The sequence below is a fragment of the Sutcliffiella sp. NC1 genome (genome assembly GCF_027594365.1).
GTDB classification, from domain to species: domain Bacteria; phylum Bacillota; class Bacilli; order Bacillales; family Bacillaceae_I; genus Sutcliffiella; species Sutcliffiella cohnii.
The window spans coordinates 2,370,575-2,392,075 of sequence record NZ_CP115153.1; the positions used below are offsets into that span (position 1 = coordinate 2,370,575).

The 21,501-nt window shown below is 33.8% G+C and carries 23 protein-coding genes and 2 riboswitches; of the genes, 17 read left to right on the forward strand and 6 right to left on the reverse strand.

What is annotated here, in order from left to right; translation table 11 throughout:
• Window positions 1-7 precede the first annotated feature (7 nt).
• A complete protein-coding gene (locus tag O1A01_RS12345) occupies window positions 8-340 on the reverse strand; it encodes a YckD family protein (protein ID WP_066415777.1) in 333 nt (110 codons plus the stop codon).
• 228 nt (window positions 341-568) lie between these two features.
• Between O1A01_RS12345 and O1A01_RS12350 the strand changes: the two genes are divergently transcribed.
• Window positions 569-1,615, forward strand: coding sequence for an ATP synthase beta subunit C-terminal domain-containing protein (locus O1A01_RS12350; protein WP_066415774.1), 1,047 nt, complete (start codon window positions 569-571; stop codon window positions 1,613-1,615).
• 54 nt (window positions 1,616-1,669) lie between these two features.
• On the opposite strand, the gene O1A01_RS12355 is transcribed toward O1A01_RS12350, so the two are convergent.
• Window positions 1,670-1,861 (reverse strand): hypothetical protein, encoded by a 192-nt coding sequence (locus O1A01_RS12355; protein WP_066415773.1) that lies wholly within the window; start codon window positions 1,859-1,861, stop codon window positions 1,670-1,672.
• A gap of 225 nt (window positions 1,862-2,086) precedes the next feature.
• On the opposite strand from O1A01_RS12355, the gene O1A01_RS12360 reads away from it, so the two are divergent.
• From O1A01_RS12360 to htpG, 4 genes are all read left to right on the forward strand, one after another.
• On the forward strand, window positions 2,087-3,034 hold the full coding sequence (locus tag O1A01_RS12360; protein ID WP_066415771.1) for a hypothetical protein: 948 nt from the start codon (window positions 2,087-2,089) through the stop codon (window positions 3,032-3,034).
• A 112-nt stretch (window positions 3,035-3,146) separates the two neighbouring features.
• Window positions 3,147-3,252, forward strand: a riboswitch (SAM riboswitch).
• A 121-nt stretch (window positions 3,253-3,373) separates the two neighbouring features.
• A riboswitch (SAM riboswitch) is annotated at window positions 3,374-3,479 on the forward strand.
• A gap of 120 nt (window positions 3,480-3,599) precedes the next feature.
• Window positions 3,600-4,928, forward strand: a complete 1,329-nt coding sequence (locus O1A01_RS12365; RefSeq protein WP_066415769.1) for an O-acetylhomoserine aminocarboxypropyltransferase/cysteine synthase family protein — start codon at window positions 3,600-3,602, stop codon at window positions 4,926-4,928.
• Window positions 4,912-5,982 carry a homoserine O-acetyltransferase MetX gene (metX, locus tag O1A01_RS12370; RefSeq protein ID WP_066415766.1) on the forward strand — a complete coding sequence of 357 codons (1,071 nt, stop codon included), beginning with the start codon at window positions 4,912-4,914 and terminating at the stop codon, window positions 5,980-5,982. The genes O1A01_RS12365 and metX overlap by 17 nt, the downstream gene beginning before the upstream one ends.
• Before the next feature lie 243 nt (window positions 5,983-6,225).
• On the forward strand, window positions 6,226-8,106 hold the full coding sequence (gene htpG / locus O1A01_RS12375; protein WP_066415764.1) for a molecular chaperone HtpG: 1,881 nt from the start codon (window positions 6,226-6,228) through the stop codon (window positions 8,104-8,106).
• A gap of 74 nt (window positions 8,107-8,180) precedes the next feature.
• Here the strand turns inward: htpG and O1A01_RS12380 are convergent, their stop codons facing one another.
• Complete coding sequence (locus tag O1A01_RS12380; protein WP_157076644.1) at window positions 8,181-8,318, reverse strand: hypothetical protein; 138 nt, start codon at window positions 8,316-8,318, stop codon at window positions 8,181-8,183.
• Between the two features lie 146 nt (window positions 8,319-8,464).
• On the opposite strand from O1A01_RS12380, the gene O1A01_RS12385 reads away from it, so the two are divergent.
• On the forward strand, window positions 8,465-9,262 hold the full coding sequence (locus O1A01_RS12385; protein ID WP_270066339.1) for a hypothetical protein: 798 nt from the start codon (window positions 8,465-8,467) through the stop codon (window positions 9,260-9,262).
• A gap of 724 nt (window positions 9,263-9,986) precedes the next feature.
• Here the strand turns inward: O1A01_RS12385 and O1A01_RS12390 are convergent.
• Both O1A01_RS12390 and O1A01_RS12395 read right to left on the reverse strand, forming a co-directional pair.
• A complete protein-coding gene (locus O1A01_RS12390; protein ID WP_066413587.1) occupies window positions 9,987-11,231 on the reverse strand; it encodes an ABC transporter permease in 1,245 nt (414 codons plus the stop codon).
• Window positions 11,224-12,153, reverse strand: coding sequence for an ABC transporter ATP-binding protein (locus O1A01_RS12395; RefSeq protein ID WP_066413589.1), 930 nt, complete (start codon window positions 12,151-12,153; stop codon window positions 11,224-11,226). Before O1A01_RS12395 ends, O1A01_RS12390 begins: the two co-directional genes overlap by 8 nt.
• 193 nt (window positions 12,154-12,346) lie before the next feature.
• Here O1A01_RS12395 and O1A01_RS12400 point away from each other — a divergent pair, with 193 nt between their 5' ends.
• From O1A01_RS12400 to O1A01_RS12440, 9 genes are all read left to right on the forward strand, one after another.
• Window positions 12,347-13,579: an aminopeptidase gene (locus O1A01_RS12400; protein ID WP_270066340.1), complete on the forward strand. Its 1,233-nt coding sequence runs from the start codon at window positions 12,347-12,349 to the stop codon at window positions 13,577-13,579.
• Between the two features lie 155 nt (window positions 13,580-13,734).
• Window positions 13,735-13,851 (forward strand): YjcZ family sporulation protein, encoded by a 117-nt coding sequence (locus tag O1A01_RS12405; protein ID WP_084380270.1) that lies wholly within the window; start codon window positions 13,735-13,737, stop codon window positions 13,849-13,851.
• A gap of 130 nt (window positions 13,852-13,981) precedes the next feature.
• Window positions 13,982-14,692, forward strand: a complete 711-nt coding sequence (locus O1A01_RS12410) for an N-acetylmuramoyl-L-alanine amidase (protein WP_066413595.1) — start codon at window positions 13,982-13,984, stop codon at window positions 14,690-14,692.
• 134 nt (window positions 14,693-14,826) lie between these two features.
• The gene (locus tag O1A01_RS12415; RefSeq protein ID WP_066413596.1) at window positions 14,827-15,339 is read left to right on the forward strand and encodes a hypothetical protein; all 513 of its coding nucleotides are present in this window, start codon (window positions 14,827-14,829) and stop codon (window positions 15,337-15,339) included.
• Between the two features lie 136 nt (window positions 15,340-15,475).
• Entirely contained in the window at window positions 15,476-16,024 is a 549-nt protein-coding gene (locus O1A01_RS12420) for a YdcF family protein (protein WP_157729280.1), read from the forward strand.
• Window positions 16,025-16,204: 180 nt separating this feature from the next.
• Complete coding sequence (locus O1A01_RS12425) at window positions 16,205-17,494, forward strand: glycoside hydrolase family 18 protein (RefSeq protein ID WP_174522358.1); 1,290 nt, start codon at window positions 16,205-16,207, stop codon at window positions 17,492-17,494.
• A gap of 100 nt (window positions 17,495-17,594) precedes the next feature.
• Entirely contained in the window at window positions 17,595-18,155 is a 561-nt protein-coding gene (locus O1A01_RS12430) for a hypothetical protein (RefSeq protein WP_270066341.1), read from the forward strand.
• Between the two features lie 198 nt (window positions 18,156-18,353).
• Window positions 18,354-18,743 (forward strand): hypothetical protein, encoded by a 390-nt coding sequence (locus O1A01_RS12435; RefSeq protein WP_066413605.1) that lies wholly within the window; start codon window positions 18,354-18,356, stop codon window positions 18,741-18,743.
• 13 nt (window positions 18,744-18,756) lie between these two features.
• Window positions 18,757-19,293, forward strand: coding sequence for a GNAT family N-acetyltransferase (locus O1A01_RS12440; RefSeq protein ID WP_270066342.1), 537 nt, complete (start codon window positions 18,757-18,759; stop codon window positions 19,291-19,293).
• A 16-nt stretch (window positions 19,294-19,309) separates the two neighbouring features.
• On the opposite strand, the gene O1A01_RS12445 is transcribed toward O1A01_RS12440, so the two are convergent.
• Entirely contained in the window at window positions 19,310-20,155 is an 846-nt protein-coding gene (locus O1A01_RS12445) for a hypothetical protein (protein ID WP_270066343.1), read from the reverse strand.
• A gap of 134 nt (window positions 20,156-20,289) precedes the next feature.
• Here O1A01_RS12445 and O1A01_RS12450 point away from each other — a divergent pair, with 134 nt between their 5' ends.
• Together O1A01_RS12450 and O1A01_RS12455 are read left to right on the forward strand one after the other, a co-directional pair.
• A complete protein-coding gene (locus O1A01_RS12450; protein WP_066413611.1) occupies window positions 20,290-20,784 on the forward strand; it encodes an NUDIX hydrolase in 495 nt (164 codons plus the stop codon).
• Entirely contained in the window at window positions 20,774-21,406 is a 633-nt protein-coding gene (locus tag O1A01_RS12455) for an NUDIX hydrolase (RefSeq protein WP_270066344.1), read from the forward strand. Before O1A01_RS12450 ends, O1A01_RS12455 begins: the two co-directional genes overlap by 11 nt.
• Window positions 21,407-21,501 lie beyond the last annotated feature (95 nt).

Genomic DNA, 21,501 nt, shown 5'->3' on the forward strand with positions numbered 1-21,501 from the left:
ATTAATATTATTCATTGTGCTTTTTATGCTTTTTATACTTATCCCATTGAGGAATAAATTCATTTTCCTCCATTTTTTTATAACGCTTTTCCATTTTTGCTATTATTTTATCCCCTTTATCAGGTGGTATTATACCGTACTCAACGTACTTGTTAATGATGTTTTTCTTCTCTATTAACACATTTTTATGTAGTGCCCCGAGCTCCTCTTTCTGAGAATCTGTTAATTTTACATCTTTGTTTATCCAGCCTTCTCCGTTGAAATGAGCTTGAACATTAGAGAGTGGAGCAAAACTAACGACAAGTACGACAAAACTTAATAAAAATATAAATTTTCTCATTAGTTTCTTCCTTTCCTTTTTTATTATTATGTCTGATATATGTGAAAATATGTAAAATAATTAACTCATGTGTTTTATGAGTAAATATAAAACTATAAAATAATTACTTTAAGAGGTAATTTTTATTACGTTTACGCATATAATGTGTTGACTTTAGATAGTAAAATAAATTACTATTTAAAGTAACAACAAGACTTTTCTTAAAATTAAAAAAGGAGTGGAGAAAAGATGGAAAATTTAAAACTTAATGTCCCATTATTAAGAAAGAGGGTTCCCAATTTAACAAGTGCTGCCCGAGCAGTAGGCTTGCGACCAGCTACCGTTTCTAATTTATGTACAGGAAAAATTCCAGTTGGAAGAGCAGAAGTTAGAACAATTGTTGCGTTAGCATCTTTAGCGAAATGTAGTTTAGACGAACTAATAATTAGAGAAGATTCTATCGAAATGTTGGAAACGGGTATTAAAGTTGTGGATTTATTTGCTCCTATAGTGAAAGGAGGAACGGTCGGATTAGTAGCTCGTCCAGGAATGGGCCAACTAGTTGTTCTTGCAGAGTTGTTTCATAATCTTAAACAGAATGGATATCGTACAATACTTCAAAAACCAGAAGGCATTTATCCAGAGCTCCAAGATTTGTATCCATTAGTAGATATACTATCAAATTCAATTAATGAAACGCATGAAGTAATAGTAAATAGTTCAAATAGTAACAATCATATTCTTTTTGCTACCGATAGAGAGCATGTACTAACTGGAGAGACATTCGAGTTACAAGAGAGATTAGAGCAAGAAGGAATTTCAAACGTTACGACAATTCTTCTGGATCTAAAAGGAGAAGTAATGGATGAAGAAATGCCATATGGTCCGTTAGAAACTGTTTGGCACTTTGATGCGGACTTAGCTGCAAGATTTAAATTCCCTGCCGTAAATCCAATTTATTCTACTTCGTCTATATTAGAAGGAGCATATATTGATCAAAATCACTTATCAGTTCAACAACGTGCAAAAAAATTATTACGTCGTTATCGTGAATTACGTGCGCTAGTTCAAGTAAGAGGAAATCAAGCAATCCCGATTTCAGAGAAAGAAACGTACGAAAGAGGGGAAAAACTTGAAGCATATTTAACGCAACCTTTTTTCGTAGCGGAAGAGCATACGAAAGTAAAAGGACAATCGGTTTCTTTACAAGAAGTTATACAAGATGTTCAAACAATCATAAGTGGCGGTGCAGATGGGCGTAGAGTAGAAGATGTTACTTTTGTAGGTAGGCTTTAATATTCATAGTTTAGCGATGTAACGACAAAAAAAAGAGACACAATTTGAATTCAATCAAACTTGTGTATCTTTTCTTTCGTCGTTATTTGTTTGCACATCTTTATTGAGCTTCATAATTTCAAGTTCCAATTTTTTATGTTCAAGCTCTAATTCTTTTTCTTTTAATTCATAACTTTTTTTCTTATCATAACCATAATATAGTAGTGATAGTGCCACTATAATTGTTGATGCAATATAAATATCCATCCACCCACACCCTTTCAAGTGCAATTTCTTTTATATTTTAACATACTAAGGCCATTTGAATGGTTAAGAAGTAGTTGCCAAGCCTTTTTAAAGATTACTTAATATACGGTATATTAGGTAAAAAAGTTTCAACTATTATTAGTTTGCTTTTTATATTAAAAAAAATGAAACCTTTTCCACCCTAAAACGTTTGAATATTATGACATAAGGAAAGGGGGAAACACAATGTTAAAAAGGATATTGATTGTTTTCCTATTTACGATTATTTGTTTTACTATTTCAATCGTTTGGTGGAGTACTCAATCAAATGTTTCAAGTGGAATATATCCTTTAAATAGTGGTGGCTCTATCGTGTTAACAGTGGAAGAGAACATACCAATTGCGTCATTTTCACTACCTGTTGTGTGGGTAAAAGCTCATCCATGGCAAAAAACGCCTACTATTGATAAATTAATTTTTAGAGATGACAAAGGTAATGTTTTCTCAAAAATGGAAGGGGAATACATTTTACAAGTGGATGAGGATTTACCGTGGTATAAAAGGAACATTCACTCAGAAGTAGAAATGATGATAAACGGTGAATCTAAAGTTACAATTGGGGAAAGGACAATGACCTCGATAAAGGATAGTTTTGATGAAAACTACATGCTGAATTCATTACAATTACAGGTTAACGGGATGGAAGAAACTTTCTCAATGGATAAAACGTACCAATTTACGTTAATAGGTAATGAAGATCAAGTTAGTCATAATAGATGGGTTATGAATGGCCTACTAGGTTTTAATGGAACAGGTTATATATTTAGATTAGATGGCCCAAAGGGAGACGTATTAGAACGCATACTGTTTTGGCTACCAGGTATGACAGAAAATGATATAAATAATATGATGTACACATTTGATGATGATTTTGAATTATACTCGAATGAACTTGATGAATTTAATGGTGAACCTCTTAATTTACCATTAACATTGACGGAAAGAGAAATGCTCCTATATATTCCATTATCCTCCAAAAATATTGATGAGCTAAAAGGGAAAATAGTATATATACAACCATTCTTCCAGTTTAGTAATCAAGATGGAGATCAATATTACTCTGGAGGTATGGGTTCTATAGGTGAATTCTACCCTAAAATCGGCGGAATAAACTTAATATTACCAGAAGAATGAACATACTAATCATAGATTAAAAGTATGTTTTTAAAAAAGATTACAAAAACTATTGACAGAAAATATTTAAAATTGTTATTATTTTATTTAACAACATAATAATAAATGAAACTTCTTATTAAGAGTGGTGGAGGGAACAGACCCGAAGAAGCCCGGCAACCTTCAAACGATTTGAAAGGTGCTAAATTCTGCAAACATTATTGTTTGAAAGATAAGGAGAGGACTGCATATTAATCCTTTCTAATCTTTTAGAAAGGATTTTTAATTTTTGGAGGTGGCGACAACTAGGAATATATTATTGTACGACATCATAACGTAAAATATTTACAACTTTATAAACTCTTATCAAGAGTGACCGAGGGGTCAGGCCCGATGACGTCCAGCAACCTTCAAAAACTTGAAAGGTGCTAAATCCTGCAGACACTTTTTGTCTGGAAGATAAGAGGAGGGAAAATGAACCTCTTCTTATGAAGAGGTTTTTATTTTTGTAGATATTGTAGGCTAGTCAATAGATATTCAAGAAAAAAAGTAAACTTAAAAAATATTAATTTTGGAGGAATGTAACATGTCAAATAATCAAGAGTATAAGTTAGAAACAGTTTTATTACACGGTGGTCAACAAGTAGATCCTACAACAGGTTCACGAGCAGTTCCGATTTATCAAACAACTTCATATGTATTTGAGAGTACAGAACAAGCACAAAACTTATTCGGACTTAAAGAGTTCGGAAACATTTATAGTAGAATTACGAATCCAACAGTTGATGTTTTTGAACAAAGAATAGCGCTATTAGAAGGTGGGGTTGCGGCAGTTGCGTTAAGCTCTGGGATGGCTGCTATTACCTTTTCCATATTAAACATAGCTCAAGCTGGTGATGAAATAATTGCTGCTGAAAACCTGTACGGTGGAACATATAATTTATTCGCAAACACACTACCGAAATATGGAATCAAGGTACATTTTGTAGATACAACAAACCCAGAAAAAGTTAGAGAAGCAATTACCCCTAACACAAAAGCTGTTTTTGCAGAAACAATCGGCAATCCAAGTTTAAACGTGTTGAAAATTGAAGAGATTGCAAACGTTGCGCATGAAAACAATGTTCCATTAATTGTTGATAATACGTTTGCACCGTATGTATGTCAACCGCTTAAATGGGGAGCTGATATCGTTGTACATTCTGCAACAAAATGGATAGGAGGTCATGGTACAACAATCGGTGGGGTCGTTGTAGATGGTGGAACTTTTAATTGGGATCAACCGAAATACCCTGGTTTTATAGAAAAAGATGAAAGTTATCACGGTCTTCGATTTGCCGAGACGTTCGGTCCATTAGCTTATGCTGTAAAGCTACGTGTTCAACTATTAAGGGATATCGGTGCATGTTTAAGCCCACAAAGTGCTTTCCTTCTATTACAAGGGTTAGAAACATTACATTTACGTATGGAAAGGCATAATGAAAATGCGAAAGAAATAGTTGCATTTTTACAACAACATCCTGCTGTTGATTGGGTCACTTTCCCAGGTTTAGAAAACCATTCATCAAACCATTTAGCAAAGAAATATTTAAACAATACGTACGGATCAATTATTGTATTTGGAATTAAGGGTGGAAGAGAAGCAGGTAGAAAAGTCATTGATAGTGTAAAATTATGGTCTCACCTAGCGAATGTCGGGGATGCTAAATCGCTCATTATACATCCAGCTTCAACTACACATCAGCAAGTATCTTCTGAAGATTTACAGAAAACAGGAGTTACAGAAGATTTAATACGTTTATCGGTTGGCATAGAATCCGTTGAAGATTTAAAAAATGATTTAGATCAAGCCTTTTATTCAGCTACTGGATTTACTGTGAAAGGGGCAATTGCTGGAGATGCTTCAAACAAATAATTTATACGAAGTCGGAAAGGTTTGTATTGGTGACTTTGAATTGGAGAGTGGTGTCCATTTAAAAGATGTGGAAGTCGCTTATGAAAGAGTAGGGAACCTTTATGGCGATAGTATAATAGTTTGTCATGCTTTAACAGGAAACCACTTAACAGTCGGGACATCGGTGTCCCCTGGCTGGTGGAGAGATCTTATCGGACCTTCACGTTATATCGATACGAACAAATATAATGTTATTACGATGAATGTGCTCGGAGGCTGCTCGGGCTCAACTGGTCCTACTTCTATAAATCCTGAAACAGGAAAAAAATATAGGGGGGATTTTCCTACTATAACCATTCGAGATATCGTTCATAGTCACAAAAGAGCGTTAGAAAAAATAGGAGTAACAGAAGTGCTATCAATTATTGGTGGTTCATTGGGTGGCATGCAAGTTTTAGAATGGGGGATACTTTATCCCCATTTTGCAAAACATTTAATACCGATGGCAGTTACCCCTACCTTATCCGATTATGGTATTGCATTCAATACGATTGGAAGACACGCTATTCAAAATGATCCAGCTTGGAACAACGGTTTTTATGAGGAACAATCGATAAAAGGTTTAGAAGTAGCAAGAATGGTAGGGCTTGTTACGTATCGTTCGCAACGTTTATTTAACAACCGTTTCCAACGTGAAAAAAAGAACGCATCCCAATATCAAATAGATTCCTATTTGAAATATCAAGGAGAAAAATTTGTAAAACGTTTTGATGCAAATAGTTATTTGTGTTTGTTGCAAGCGATGGATTCTTTTGATATTGGATTTAAGAGACATGGGATAGAAAAAGCATTAAAAAATATCGAGAGTTCGTTAACGATGGTGGCTTTTTCGCATGACCTATTATATCCACCTACAGTAATAGAAGAAACAGTATTATTACTTAAAAGAGTTGGCAAAGTAGCAAACTATATTTATGTACAAACAGACTTTGGGCATGATGGATTTTTAGTAGAATTTGAGAAGTTTGGAACGGAGATTTCGTTACAGTTACAAACGGTATTGCAGACACGGTAAAAAATAAATTCTGTTATTTGAATAGTACTTCAGAAGAGGTTGGGACATACTATTTTTATTAGTCTCAGCCTCTTCTTTAAGTTTTTTACCTGATTGCTATATGTATTTCTCCAACTAACCTTCTTTTAGTTCACCCCTTCTATTGACAAAAATCAATAAAATATGTTATTAAAATAGTGGGTTAGCACTCTTATGATTAGAGTGCTAAAGTAATTACTTAACAGAAAGAGAGGAGATTAAATCATGGAAAAGAAACAATTCCAAGCCGAATCGAAAAGATTGTTAGAAATGATGATTAACTCTATTTATTCTCAACGTGAAGTGTTTTTAAGAGAGTTAATCTCCAATGCAAGTGATGCAATCGATAAACTGTACTATAAGGCATTAACAGATGCTACCCTTACATTTAATAAAGAGAGCTATTACATAAAAATTATCCCTAACAAAGAAGAAAGAACGTTAACCATTATGGATACTGGAATTGGAATGACTGCGGAGGAATTAGAGACAAACCTAGGAACAATTGCTAAAAGTGGCTCATTAGCATTTAAAAAAGAAAATGAAACAAAAGACGGTCATGATATTATTGGACAATTTGGTGTAGGTTTTTATGCTGCTTTTATGGTTGCTGATGTTGTAACTGTTAACAGTAAAGCACTTGGAAGTAATCAAGCCTATAAATGGCAATCAGAAGGTGCAGATGGGTATTCTATCGAAGGAACAGATAAAGAAACAATCGGAACCGAAATCATCTTAAAGCTAAAAGAAAATAGCGAGGATGAAAACTACGATGAATTTTTGGAAGAGTATCGCCTTAAAGCTATTATAAAGAAATACTCAGACTTTATTCGTTATCCTATTAAAATGGATGTCACTACATCAAAACCGAAAGAAGAAAACGAAAATGAAAATGTGGAAGTTCTAGAAGAACAAATTATTAATAGTATGGTTCCAATTTGGCGCAAAAATAAAAACGAGCTAAAGGCAGAAGACTATGAAAACTTCTACAACGAAAAACATTACGGTTTTGATAAGCCGCTTAAACATATTCACGTTAGTGTCGATGGTACAGTTCGATACAATGCTCTTCTTTATATTCCAGAAAACATTCCGTTTGATTATTACTCAAAGGAGTATGAAAAAGGGTTAGAGTTATATTCAAGTGGCGTTTTAATAATGGATAAATGTGGAGACTTATTACCGGATCACTTTAGCTTTGTGAAAGGATTAGTAGATTCCGAAGACTTATCTTTAAACATTTCACGTGAAATGCTTCAACAAGATCGACAATTAAAATTCATCTCAAAGAATTTAGCGAAAAAGATCAAAAGTGCACTTCAAAGTATGTTAAAAGATGCAAGAGAAAATTATGAGACTTTCTTTAAAGCCTTTGGTCGTCAATTAAAATATGGCGTATATGCAGACTTCGGTGCTAATAAAGAAACGTTGCAAGATTTATTATTATTTTACTCATCAAAAGAGAAAAAGTTAGTTTCCTTAGAAGAATACGTAACAAATATGCCAGAGGATCAAAAGTATATTTATTACGCTACCGGTGACTCTATTGAGCGGATAGATAAATTACCACAAACCGAACTTGTAACTGATAAAGGATATGAAATTCTCTACTTTACTGAAGACATTGATGAATTTGCGATTAAGATGTTAATGACTTATAAAGAGAAAGAATTCCGTTCAGTGTCTAGTGGTGATTTAGGTATTGATAATGAAAAAGAAGATTCCAAAACAGAAAGTGAACTAGAAGAGTATAAAGAACTTTTTGATGCAATGAAAGAAATACTTGGTGGTAAAGTAACGGACGTACGAGTATCAAAACGATTACGCTCACACCCAGTTTGCTTATCTGCTGACGGTGAAATAACAATTGAAATGGAAAAAATCTTAAATGCAATGCCTGATAATCAAGGAGTAAAAGCGAATAAAGTTTTAGAAATTAATACAAAACATGATGTTTTCAACTCACTAAAATCTTCTTATAAGGAAGATAGAGAAAAGCTTGCATTATTTACAAACATTCTCTTTAACCAAGCACTACTTATTGAAGGCTTATCCGTTGAAGATCCTGTAGATTTTGCAAACGATATATGTAAAGTAATGGTGTGAATTAAGTTAAGACCCCTAAACGATAAGGGGTCTTTACTTTTGTTATAATATTTATCTTCAGTAGAAAGTATTATTTATTTTTTTCTTTCCATCACTTTTCTAATATCGTTGTCTTTTTTATTTCTATCTCCAAATAGTGTACGGTATATCTCAGTGTAGCCACCGACAGGTCTAATTTCATTTGAAACTTCTTCATTAAATTGCTTTTTCATATATTTCCTCCAAACTATGTTTCTCTCATTATTTACAAGAGAGGAACGACTCATACTGTATTAATTATAATTATCTATTTACTGTTATAATCGTTTGCTATATTAAATATATAGGAATATACCGTACAAAGGGTGGTGGGAGAAACGTGGATAAATTGTTAAAAATAACTTTAGTTTTACTGTTAGTTAGTGTTTGCCTTCATTTTTACACTATTCAGCAAATGGGTAAAATGAAGATGGAATTTGAAAGTTATATATCAATGGTAACGAGTGGGATAGAGAGTAATTTATACGATGTTCAAAACAGGATTTATGAATGGAGTGAACAAGACCGCTGGATACAACATATTGAGTTCATTGCAGACACAGTAAATTCTGAACCGAACAAGATGATTTTTACGGCTGCATTTAGTTTGAAAGAAGTGGAAAGTTATGCAAATATTAAACTTCTGTATAAGTCTGAAGAAAATCGTCATTGGCAGGAAGCAGAAAGTGAAAAGAAGCTGGACGGAATATATGAAGCAATCATATATTTAACTCCAAGTGATACGTATTTGTATAAAATAGTACAAGATGGAACAATTATAAAGAGTTCTGAAATTGGCTACATTCCTTCAGAATTGTATCGCCATTCCCCATTCTATTCATATGGTTCTAGCTATGGTTACACGAAGAGTACAGACACTTTATTTTTTGAATGGACATTAAGTGAAGAACCAGCCCTTTTTTCCTTTTTACAATATGAAAAAGTAATGGCCCATGTATATTATAAAAATTCAGAAATAAAAGAAGTACCATTAATAAAAATGAATCAACATGGTATTACCGAATGGTATTTCAGTCTTGAAGAAAAAGGAGTTTCAAAAATTAACGTAGAAGTTATTTATGCAGACGGCACTTCGATAGAAGAAACTATTTATGACGAAACATATGAGCATGATTGATGATAAGTTACCTATATAGATAAATATTTTGTCAAGAGAGGGCTGTCCAATAAGACTCAATAGAAAACTCTATCGTTTCTCCACCACTTTGTTTGTATAGATTTCATTCGAGGTAGAATCAATATACGTGTGTTCATCCTTTGTTAATTGGTTTTAATCTCAATCTATAGCAACTCCTTATAATTAATAATTTGAACTTACAACTAATAAATATTTAGAATTATATAGGGGTAACGAACAAAATAGTACTAAAAGTCAGTTTCTACTGACTTTTAGTACTACCCTCGCTTTTCTTTATCTAGCTCCGGCGGCTTGGCCCTATCAAACTTCCCGTTCCGTCCGTACGACAAGTCAACATCAACTCGCCCTCTGGCTCGTTGTGTTTCCTTTATCTCCTACCGGAACGGTCCAGTTTGTACGGGCCAGAACGAGCCGCCTCCGCTTTTCTTGTCCAGCTGCAGGGGCTAGCGGCTCGAGGTCACAAGTCAATCCGTCCAGAAGGTCAAAAAGCGACCTTCTAGCCGGCTTGCCTTGTGCTTGTCGCCGCTAAACGAGCCCCTTCCGCTTTTCCTTGTCCAGCTCCGTCGGCTTGGCCCTATCAAACTTCCCGTTCCGTCCGTACGATAAGTCAACATCAACTCGCCCTCTGGCTCGTTGTGTTTCCTTTATCTCCTACCGGAACGGTCCAGTTTGTACGGGCCAGAACGAGCCGCCTCCGCTTTTCTTATTGACGGATCCATTTCCAGATTTCTTTTGGGGTGGCGTTTTTGCCGTACATGAGTATGCCAGTTTTAAAGATTTTTCCTGCTAGTTTCATAAATAGCCAGATGCTAACTAATAAAATGGCTAATGAAATGATGATGTCCATCCATGGCCAATCTTCCATTGTCGAAAGTCTAATTAGTAGAACGCCTGGAGCTGAGAAAGGGATATACGATCCTACTTTTGCAACTATTCCAGAAGGGTCCGAAAGGATTGGTCCTATTAATATAAAAGGAATAAATGGTAGCATCATCACAATTCCTTGGAAGTTACTAGTTGCCGTCATATCTTCGACTGTTGCCCCCATGCTAACGAAAATAGAAGCAAACAATAGATAACCAGCTACCGCAATAAACACTAGTATAATTAATTCTGGAACGAACAAGTACTCAAAAATTGGTATCTCTGTTCTCCACTGAACGACAGGTAGGGCAATTGCAAGCCAGACCGTTACTTGAACTAACCCTAATACGAAATAACCTAATATTTTTCCTTGCATAAGTTCGTTTGGAGTAACAGATGATAGAACCATTTCTGCGACTTTCTCTTTTTTCTCTTGAGAAGCACTTTGGAAAATCATCATACCTGTTATAACAATCGAGAATAAAATTAATCCTGCAAAAGCTCCCGGAATGAGACGTTTAAAAGGATCTGTAGCTTCTTCATTCCCTCCGGATAGTTCTGTTGTACTATCGGCTTCAGACGTCATATCTTCCACTGATATTGCGTTTAATGTTACGCCTCGTGAAACGGCTTCTAATTGACTGTCTGTTAGTCCAATAGACTCCAGTTTAAGCTGTTGTAGTAACGTCGCTAATGGTTGCACCTCATAAACAAACATGTTGGAAACATCATCAGACGTATAAATAGGTATTTCGCCATTTTGGAATGCTTCTTCCGTAATATAAATGTAAGCTGTACTACTAGAATTTTCTAAATTAGCTTTCATTATTTCTTCATTTTCAAAAGGAGGAGCCACAACCGCGTCGATTGTATCTGTTTCTAAAAGCGGTGCCACTTCGTCCCAAATGCCTAATTCATCATATACAAGAATAGATATTTGATCAGATTGATTGTTAGAAAACAACATTGGTATTGTAAAGAAAAGAAGAAAAAGCGCAGGTGTCATTATTAACGATATGAGAAACGATTTATTCATCATATTTCTCTTAATTTCCCATTTTGCAACTTTAAAACTATTATTCATGAATAACACCTTCTTTATATCCTAAATTATTTGTTGCAATACCAATAAATATTTCATGAAGGGAGATTCTATCAACAGATAATTCTTGTATAGAGATATGTTCGGGAATATACTTTAACCATGCTGGTATGTGTACATTTTTCTCTAAGTAAAGAATGGAAACATCACCGTTTTGTTCTGCACTAGTAACATTTGGTAATGATTGAAGTTCGTTCAATTCATTCCGTCCCTTTATTGTACATTTGAAATTGGCATATTGCTCTTTTACTTCACTAATTGAACCATATATTACTTTACTACCTTTATGTATCATGAATAAACGGTCACATAACTCCTCCACTAGATTCATTTGATGGGAGGATAGTAGAATTGCAGTTCCATTTTGTGCTAATGTTTTTATTTCTTGCTTAAAAACATCTTGACTAACAGGGTCGAGACCAGAAAAAGGTTCATCTAATATTAAAAGTTCAGGTTCGTGTATAATAGAGGCGATAAATTGAACTTTTTGCCCCATCCCTTTAGATAGCTCTTCAATAGGACTTTTTTCTTTCCCTTTTAAATCAAACTTTTCTAAATATGCTAGTGCTCGTTCTTTCGCTTTTTGTTTTGGATAGTCCTTTAATTCTGCAAAGTATAATAATAAATCCAATACCTTTACATTTTTATAAAGACCCCGTTCCTCTGGTAAATACCCGATTTTATGGCGGGGAATTTCTTTTCCTGTGTGGGTATGGAATTGAATTGAGCCTTCGTCGGGTAACATAATCCCCATAATGTTTCGAATAGTTGTTGATTTACCAGCCCCGTTAGGACCCAGTATGGCCATTATTTCTCCTTTGTGTACAGTAAAACTAATGTCCCTTATAACAGTTTTCTCTTTAAAAGATTTGGCAAGTTGACTAACTGTTAATATTTTTTCCATTATATTCACCTTCCTACGTGTAAAATTTTCTTTTCTAGCATATGTACAAAAGTATATACGAATAAAATGTCGGAAAGTTTCAATCTTTTTTCTATTGCACTTCGGTTAACATGGAACGATTTTTTATGTAAAATAGAATAGTGCTATCCAAAAAAATAATATTAAACTACATTGACATAAAAGGAGAATATACATGTCGACATTTCAACGTAATTTAGAAAAATATGCAGCTCTTGCTGTTGAAGTAGGGGTTAATATTCAGAGTGGGCAAACGTTAGTAGTAACAGCCCCAATCTCTTCAGCTGAGTTAGTTCGTCTCATTGCGAAAAAGGCATATGAAAAAGGTGCAAAACATGTTGCGGTTGATTGGTTAGATGATGAACTTACAAAAATGAGATTCGAAATGGCTCCCGAAGATTCGTTTACCGAGTTCCCGTATTGGATGTCTAAGGGGAAAAACGAATTAGCAGAAGAGGGAGCAGCGTTTTTACATATTGATTCTAAAAATCCTGATTTATTAAAAGGCATTGACCAAAACCGTATACAAGCGGCTACTAAGGCTGCATCCCAAGTTCTAAAACCATATCGTAGTCGTATGATGAGTGATAAAAATAGTTGGTCGATAATCGCAATGCCGACACAAGCATGGGCAGATAAAGTATTTCCAGAATTAGATGAAACAAAAAGAATGGATGCATTGTGGGATGCGATTTTTAAAGCGACTAGAGTAGATCAAGAAAATCCGGTTGCAGAGTGGAAAAAACATACTGATACACTTGATTCTAAAGCTAACCATTTAAATCAAAAGAAATATCACGCACTACATTATACAGCCCCTGGCACAGATTTAACGGTTGAGTTAGCAAAAGACCATATTTGGGTTAGTGCCGGTAGTGTAAATGAAAACGGTGTTACATTTATTGCGAACATGCCAACTGAAGAAGTTTTCACTGCTAATGCAAAAACTGGTGTGAACGGAGTTGTTTCTAGTACAAAACCACTAAGTTATGCGGGTAACTTGATTGAAAACTTTACATTAACTTTTAAAGAAGGTAAAGTAGTTGATTTTAAAGCAGAAAAAGGTGAAGAAACATTAAAGAAACTTATTGAGACAGATGAAGGCTCAGCATATCTTGGAGAAATTGCTCTAGTTCCGCACCAGTCTCCAATTTCAGAAACAGATTTAATTTTCTTTAATACATTATTTGATGAGAATGCCTCTAACCATTTTGCTTTAGGGAAAGCCTATCCATTCTGTGTGGAAGGCGGAAAAAACATGAGTGATGAAGAAGTAGTAGCACATGGTTTAAACGATAGTTTAACACATGTTGATTTTATGATAGGTTCAGCTGAAATGAACATAGATGGTATTACACTAGATGGTAAAAAAGAGCCAGTATTCCGTAAAGGAAATTGGGCGTTTTAATACAATTAGAGTTGGCTTCATGGCCAACTCCTTTTTTATATATTAAGTTTAGGCAAATAAAAAAACGCCTAAAAATTGAATGCGCCCAAACAAATATAGATTTTCATCATACACTGTAACCGTAAACGAAATTAAAACAAAAGGAGCGGTGTTCAATGAGTGGAGCAGTTGCAGGACATGGTGGAGGATTTGCGTTAATGGTAGTATTGTTTATCCTTTTAGTTATTATTGGTGCTAGCTGGGTAGGCCGTGGCGGTTACGGATACTACTAATATAAATAAATTGTGATTAAGAAAAGCTAGGTATTTTACTTAGCTTTTCTTTTTTTGATGTATGAAGGTAATAAGTATAATACAATAAAGGTATAAAACAGTATTTGCGGACTTAAAAAAGGAGTTATGTATGAAGAAAATAGCAACTATCTTATGTGTCGTTATGTTTGTCAACGGTTGTTCAAACGTTGCAACCACAAATGTTGAGAGAGATGAGGAAGTTTCATTAGTTAAAAAAGAAGATGAACTAACTTATAAAAAGCCAAATACAAATCCGAGTGAATCTTTACATATAACACCATACTATTTACCTGACGAAAATTCGCGACGGAGAACTGCAGAAGTTACACATGTAATGATTCATTACACAAGTAACGCAGCAAGAAATCCACAGAATCCATATATGTTAGAAAACATTTACTCTTTGTTTGAAGAATATGGTGTGTCTGCACATTATATTATTAATCGGGAAGGTAATATCTTTCAATTAGTAGATGAAAATAGAGTAGCGTTTCATGCAGGGAAAGGAATGGATCTTAATTTTTTGGAATACCGAAATAATATGAATGAATATTCAATTGGAATTGAACTTATGGCAATTGGAACAAAAGAAGAAATGAGTTTAAATTTGAAAGAAGGTCAATATGAACTAATTCCAACATCTCATATAGGGTACACAGATGAGCAATATGACTCTTTAGCTAAACTGTTAGAAGACTTGTATGAGCGTTACCCAAAAGTTTTAAGAAACAGAGAGAACGTAGTAGGACACGATGAATACGCTCCTGTCCGAAAATCAGATCCTGGAAGTTTATTTGAATGGGAGAGAATAGGATTCTGAACATTTTTTCCTATGTTAAAAATCCTAAAAAATTGTAAAAGTTTAACCATTTAATGGTTATTGTGTGGTATGATGGATTGCGTAAGGTGAATTTTTTGAATTTTTACAAATTATTATAATTAGGAGGATCTTTATTGAAAAATAAGTTAATTCCTTCGTTACTATGTATTTTCCTTGTTTTAGTTTTTGTAATTGGCATTAAACAGTTTTTTACGACACCAGAAGATATTATTGATAAAGCGTTTGTAGAATTGAAGAATGGTAATTTAGTTTATGGGTTAAAGGAACGTGATGCCTCAAAAATCTTTGATTTACTTGTAGAACCTAATGCATATAATCTTCCTAATATTGAATTGCATACCGTATTAGAACATCAACTCGATCCTCATATCGTGCAACACACATTTATTAATGTCCATCCAATTAAAGATGTGGAAGAAAATAAAGCTAATGTGACCGTAACCTTTTCTTTTGATGAGTATAATAAAGACGAACTCATGCGGAACGATCAATTTATATTAGAACGAAAGTTCCAAGGCAATATTTCGTTTCAACTAATAAAAGCAAGTTGGAATACATGGGAAATTATCGATGTAAAAACAACTAATTTCACAGAGTACAATGTAGCAAGATGGAATAACAATTAATACATAGAACTAAAAAACGCGCATATATCGTGCGTTTTTTTCTTGAACAAAATGTATAATCACCCAGCACAATAAATCATAAATTGAGGTACTTGATATGAACAAACATATATTAATAAAACTGAGGGGCATCTTTATGATATTCACCATTTTACTAGCCATTTATTTTATTATTGTCCATCTACTCATTAGTAACACAGCTGCAGAAAGGCCGAAAGAAAATGCAGATTACATCATAATACTTGGAGCGCGTCTTCATGGGGAAAGAATGTCATTATCACTTTACTATCGTGCTCTAGAGGCTTTAGAATATGTTGAAGGAAACCAAAACACAATTATCATTGCTTCAGGTGGTCAAGGTCCCGGTGAGGACATAACAGAAGCGGAAGCGATAAAACGCTTTATGTTAGAACACGGGATAGAACAAGAACGAATAATACTAGAAGATACATCAACGACCACATATGAAAATTTGATGAACTCCTATTCATTTATAGAAGATGACAATAAAACGGTGGTCATTGTAAGTAATGATTTTCACTTGTTTCGAGCAAAAATGATTGCAGAAAGAGTAGGTTTCAACAATATTTCTACACTTTCGGCTGAAACGCCAAAAGTAGCAAAAGTAAAGCTCTGGTTTCGGGAGTATTTTGCTGTTTTAAAATCATGGCTTATAGATAGATAACTAGAATAGAGCAATACTGGAGTATACAAACAAACTACTCCTTTACTTAAATTATTTCGCTAATTTGTTATGAGAAAAGAAACGCAAAAATGTTTTCACATAAGTTTTATCGATTCTACATGTTTCAGCCAATCCATTCATATAGTGAAATGTATAAAACTAACATGGAGGGGAATGCCCTTGCAAATTCATGTCGTTCGACAAGGGGAATCGCTTTGGGGAATTTCACAGGCGTATGGTACTACAGTACAAGAAATTGTTACTACAAATGAAATTCCTGATCCGAATCAGCTAGTTGTCGGTCAAGCACTTGTAATTCCTATATATGGGCGATTTTATTGGGTACGAAGTGGGGATAGTTTATGGTCTATTGGACAACGATTTCAAGTTAACTACACAACATTAGCCGAGGTCAATAGACTAGATGTGAACCAACCATTACCAATCGGCTTAAGGTTATATATACCACCAACACCTAAAAGTAGAATTGAAACAAACGCATATATTGAGCCGCGAGGTACTTCTGTTAGTGAGGCTCTATTAAGCGACGCAAGACGTGCTGGACCATATTTAACGTACTTAGCTCCATTTAGTTATGAAGCACGGAGGGATGGTACGTTAAACCCGATGCCTTTAGAGGGAATCCCAGAAATAGCCCGGGAGACAGGGGCTTCTTTAATGATGGTTGTCACAAATTTAGAGGAAGGTCAATTTAGTGGTGAATTAGGAAGGGATATTTTACAAAGCACAGCAGTACAAGAACGACTATTAGATAATATTATTGCTGAAACGAGAAGAGTTGGAAACTATACAGATGTTCATTTTGATTTCGAATTTTTACCTGGTGATCAACGAGAAGCGTATAATAATTTTCTTCGACGAGCTGCTGAGAGGTTACGAGCTGAAGGACTATTAATTTCTAGTGCTCTTGCACCGAAAACGAGAAGAGATCAGCCAGGTCAGTGGTATGAAGCGCATGATTATCGTGCTCATGGTGAAATTGTTGATTTTGTCGTGCTAATGACTTACGAATGGGGGTATTCTGGCGGACCACCGATGGCTGTATCACCAATTGGTCCTGTTGAGGAGGTACTTCAATATGCGTTAACTGAAATGCCAGCATCTAAAATTATGATGGGACAAAATTTATATGGTTACGATTGGACGCTACCGTATGTTCCAGGTGGTCCTTATGCGAGAGCCGTTAGTCCACAACAAGCAATACAAATTGCAAAAGAAAACAATGCTGAAATTCAATACGACACTGTGGCACAAGCACCGCATTTTGACTACACGGATGAAAGTGGGCGAGCGCACAAAGTTTGGTTTGAAGATGCACGAAGTATACAAGCGAAGTTTGACCTTTTAAAAAGGCTAAACTTGCGTGGTATTAGTTATTGGAAGTTAGGTTTACCATTCCCACAAAACTGGTTATTAATCGGTGAAAATTTTGAAGTAGTGAAAAGATAATAGTAAATTAAAGCGAACATATTCCCACTTTTCTACTTTTTCTAGAAATTCATATAAAAGTAATGTAATATTTCTAGTAGAAAGAAAAGGGGGATTTTACATGAAAATAAGGATTCAAATCTATTTATTAATATTTTTATTAATCGTATTATCAGCTTGCGGAGCTGCTATTGAGGACGAAGATAATATTATAGATAAATCAATAGACACAATTGGCTATTTGCAAACAAATGATTGGGATCAATTAGCACAATTAGTGCATCCTGAAAAGGGATTGTTGTTTTCTGCTAATGCACAAATAGAGGTTGACGATGTTTTATTTTCTAATGAAGAAGTAGCGCTATTCGGCAAAGATGAAAAGGAATATAGTTTTTCACCACAAATTGAAACAACTCCAGCCAACTTTATAAACAATGAACTGCTATCAAAAGAGGGAGTACAGGTGGAATACACAGTATCTTCATTTGATCAATCACAAGTACCTAATAATATAGATGAAAATAATATCGAGGAAGCTTATCCGGACGCTCAATTTGTTGAATATTATAGTCCGCCATCCACTAACGATGAGGACAATTGGCAAGCAATTAGGCTCGTATTCGAAAAAGAAAGAAGACACCATTATTTAGTAGCAATTGTAAGAGAAACTCCTGCAAAATAAAATATTCTATCAATATTTCTATTAATCGCTGCATATAATGTAGCGATTATTGTTTTTTAGAGTAAGAAAAGTTTTCCCATTTAAGCAGAATCAATTAACTCTATCGCTCTTATATTGTATATAAAAATACATAGCAATTTAATAACTATTCGTTTTCATATATTTGAAGTAACAATCATACAAGGGGGATTATTAAATATGGGGAAAAATCAGAGTAATGTGGAAAAACCATTAATAGCTGTCGGAGTACCAATATTTATTATGGCACTCGGAATTTTTTTAATTGTTAACACAGAAGTGGAAGGGAAAATGCAGTTTATACCAGTTATATTTATTTTGCTTGGTGTAGCAGAGCTAATCAGATCGATTACACGTCAGCGAAACCAATTAACGAAAAAACAACAGGTTGAAATAAATCAAAAAAGTGGCCATTACACTTATTTATTTATCGTTACTGCAACACTCGTTTCGGTAATTATGCTTGTGATGGACATTATGTCTATTGAAATGGTTCTCCACATACATTTAACATTTGTTATTTTAGTTTATCCTATTTTGCAAATTATGTTTTTGATCAGAGAAGTATAGCGGCGGTGATGTTATGTATATTTCTATAAATAAACAGGTAGGGTTAAAGTTAGTTGAACTTTCGGATGCACCTATTTTATATAAACTAATAAATGAATCAAGAGCATATTTAAGAGAATGGTTACCTTGGATCGATCGGATTAAAAGTAAAAATGATATGGAATTATTTATTTTAAATTGTTTTTACGGTTACGAAGCGAACGGAATAATTAATACGGTAATTCTATTTAACAAAAAAATAGTTGGAATGGCAGGATACAATATGATTGATTGGATGAACAGGACGACTTCAATCGGTTATTGGATTGATCAACGATATCAAGGGAAAGGCATTACTACATTAGTTGCGTATACGTTAACAGACTATGCATTTAAAAATTTAAAACTTAATAGAGTAGAAATACGTGCAGCTGTTCAAAATAAAAAAAGTAGAGCTATTCCTGAGAAGTTAGGTTATCAAAAAGAAGGAAGATTAAAACAAGCGGAGTGGGTAAATGATCGATTTTTAGACCATATTTTATACGGAATAGTAGAGAGTGACTGGAAATAATGGATAAAGAAAGCCTCTAAAGATTTTCTTCTTTAGGGGCTTCTTTCCATTCTCTCGTGTTTTGGATGGCGTAATATGAATATGAATTTAAAGCAAGAGTATACATATGAAGTATTAATAAGTATAAATATCGTTTTACTTTCATTAATTTCAACTTTATTAGACAAAAATCTATAACAAAAATGCTAAAAATAGAAGTTAGAAAAACTAAAGGTGTCCTTTTATAAGAAATGAACATATAAAATAATGTTTGAACTAAACCATAAAGAGGGACAAGTTTAAATGCTTCTTCCCATGAATATTTTTTATATCCGAATGTAATGCGTTTAAAGAAGATGAGAGCATATAAATAGTGCATAATAAATAATGGGCTAATTAGTACGTACGATATGACTTGGACAATTTTTTTTGTAATGTTCCTTAACCAAAAATCACTAATAAAAAAATATAAAAATATTAAGGATGTTGTTAGAGTAGTATTCCACCATCTATTTTGATGCAACTTCCAATGTAAAAACATTCGCTCGATAATAGAAAAATAAAGAGTGAAGATCATTTTCCAAAACCAGCTCTTTTTATTTAATGTTAAAAATGTAGCGGTAATAGGGACGAAAATAGCCTGAGAAAGTAATGCGCCGAAAGCATTATCAAAATCCCTGTTTTTAAAAATTATTGGAAAGTAGTGGTAAGCTTTTAACCAAGTAAAAACGACATATTCAAAAATATATGCCATCCCAATATTAGTAAATAATGATGTGAAAATTGTCGTAGCTGTATGTTTTTTGAAATTATATAAAAACATACATAAATGTATAATTGTTAACAAAATAAAAGGAACTTTGTTAGAAAATCTTCTTTTCATAAATTCTCCTTCTTTTTGAATAGAACTTTCCTTATATTTTTTACAAATGCGTAATTATTATTCTATTTGACATCGTAGAGAAAAAATTATGATACACTATTTATGAAAACAGAAAAATGAAGTAGGGATAAATGATGGGATATGTTGAAGATTTAAGAAAAATTGTAGGCCATAGACCTTTAATTTTTGTAGGTGCTGTTACGGTTATTATTAATGATGTAGGGCATATACTTTTACAACAGCGGCAATTTCCAAAAGGTGTTTGGGGGTTACCCGGTGGTCTTATGGAATTAGGGGAATCGACGGAACAAGTTGCAAAACGAGAAGTTTTTGAAGAAACAGCACTTCAAATAGAAGATTTAAAATTAATTAATGTCTACTCTGGAGAAAATCATTTTATTAAAGCGAAAAACGGCGATGAGTTTTATGTTGTGACCGTAGCTTACTATACTACAAATGTTAAAGGTGTAATAAAGGTAGATGCGAAAGAATCAATGAAAATAGAATACTTTCATTTAAATGATTTACCTTCTGAAATGGTTGGGAGCCATCAAGCGATTATTGAAGATTTTACGTTACTACATAATAAAAAAGTAAGAGAACAGTTGGGGTTACATAATGAAAAATGAATTACTAAAAATATTTGACAAAACATATAAAGAAATCGGTGTAGCGACACGTCAACATGTACATGCAGTAGGACATTGGCATGAAACTTTTCACTGTTGGATTGTTGGAAAGGAAAAGGAAGAATATTATATATATTTTCAGCTTAGAAGTTCGTTAAAAGATATGTATCCAAATCTTTTAGATATAACAGCTGCTGGCCACATTCTAGCTAATGAACATATGAAGGACGGAATTAGAGAAGTAAAAGAGGAAATTGGACTAGAATTAAATTATAATAATTTAACCAAATTAGGAGTTATACCTTATAGTGTAAAAAAAGGTAATATAATTGACAATGAATTTGCTAATGTTTTTCTTGTTGTGGGGGAATATACGTTTGATGATTTTGCATTGCAATTAGAAGAAGTAGTGGGATTGGTAAAAGTCCCTTTTCAGCAATTTTACGACTATTCCTTTCATCGAATTCACTCAATAAATGTAACAGGCTTTAAAATTGGAGAAAACGGTGAAAAATTAAATATTGACGAGGAAGTTTCAATCGATAAAATTGTTCCTCACGTACCAGCTTATTATCAAGAAATTGCCACGAAAATATTAGAACATATAGAAAGAAAAGACTAATTCACCAAGATTAGTCTTTTCTTTCTTTGTAAGTTAAAAATAATTATAATCAATAGTATAATTGTCAAAAAGGTCTCACACAAATTTCACAACTA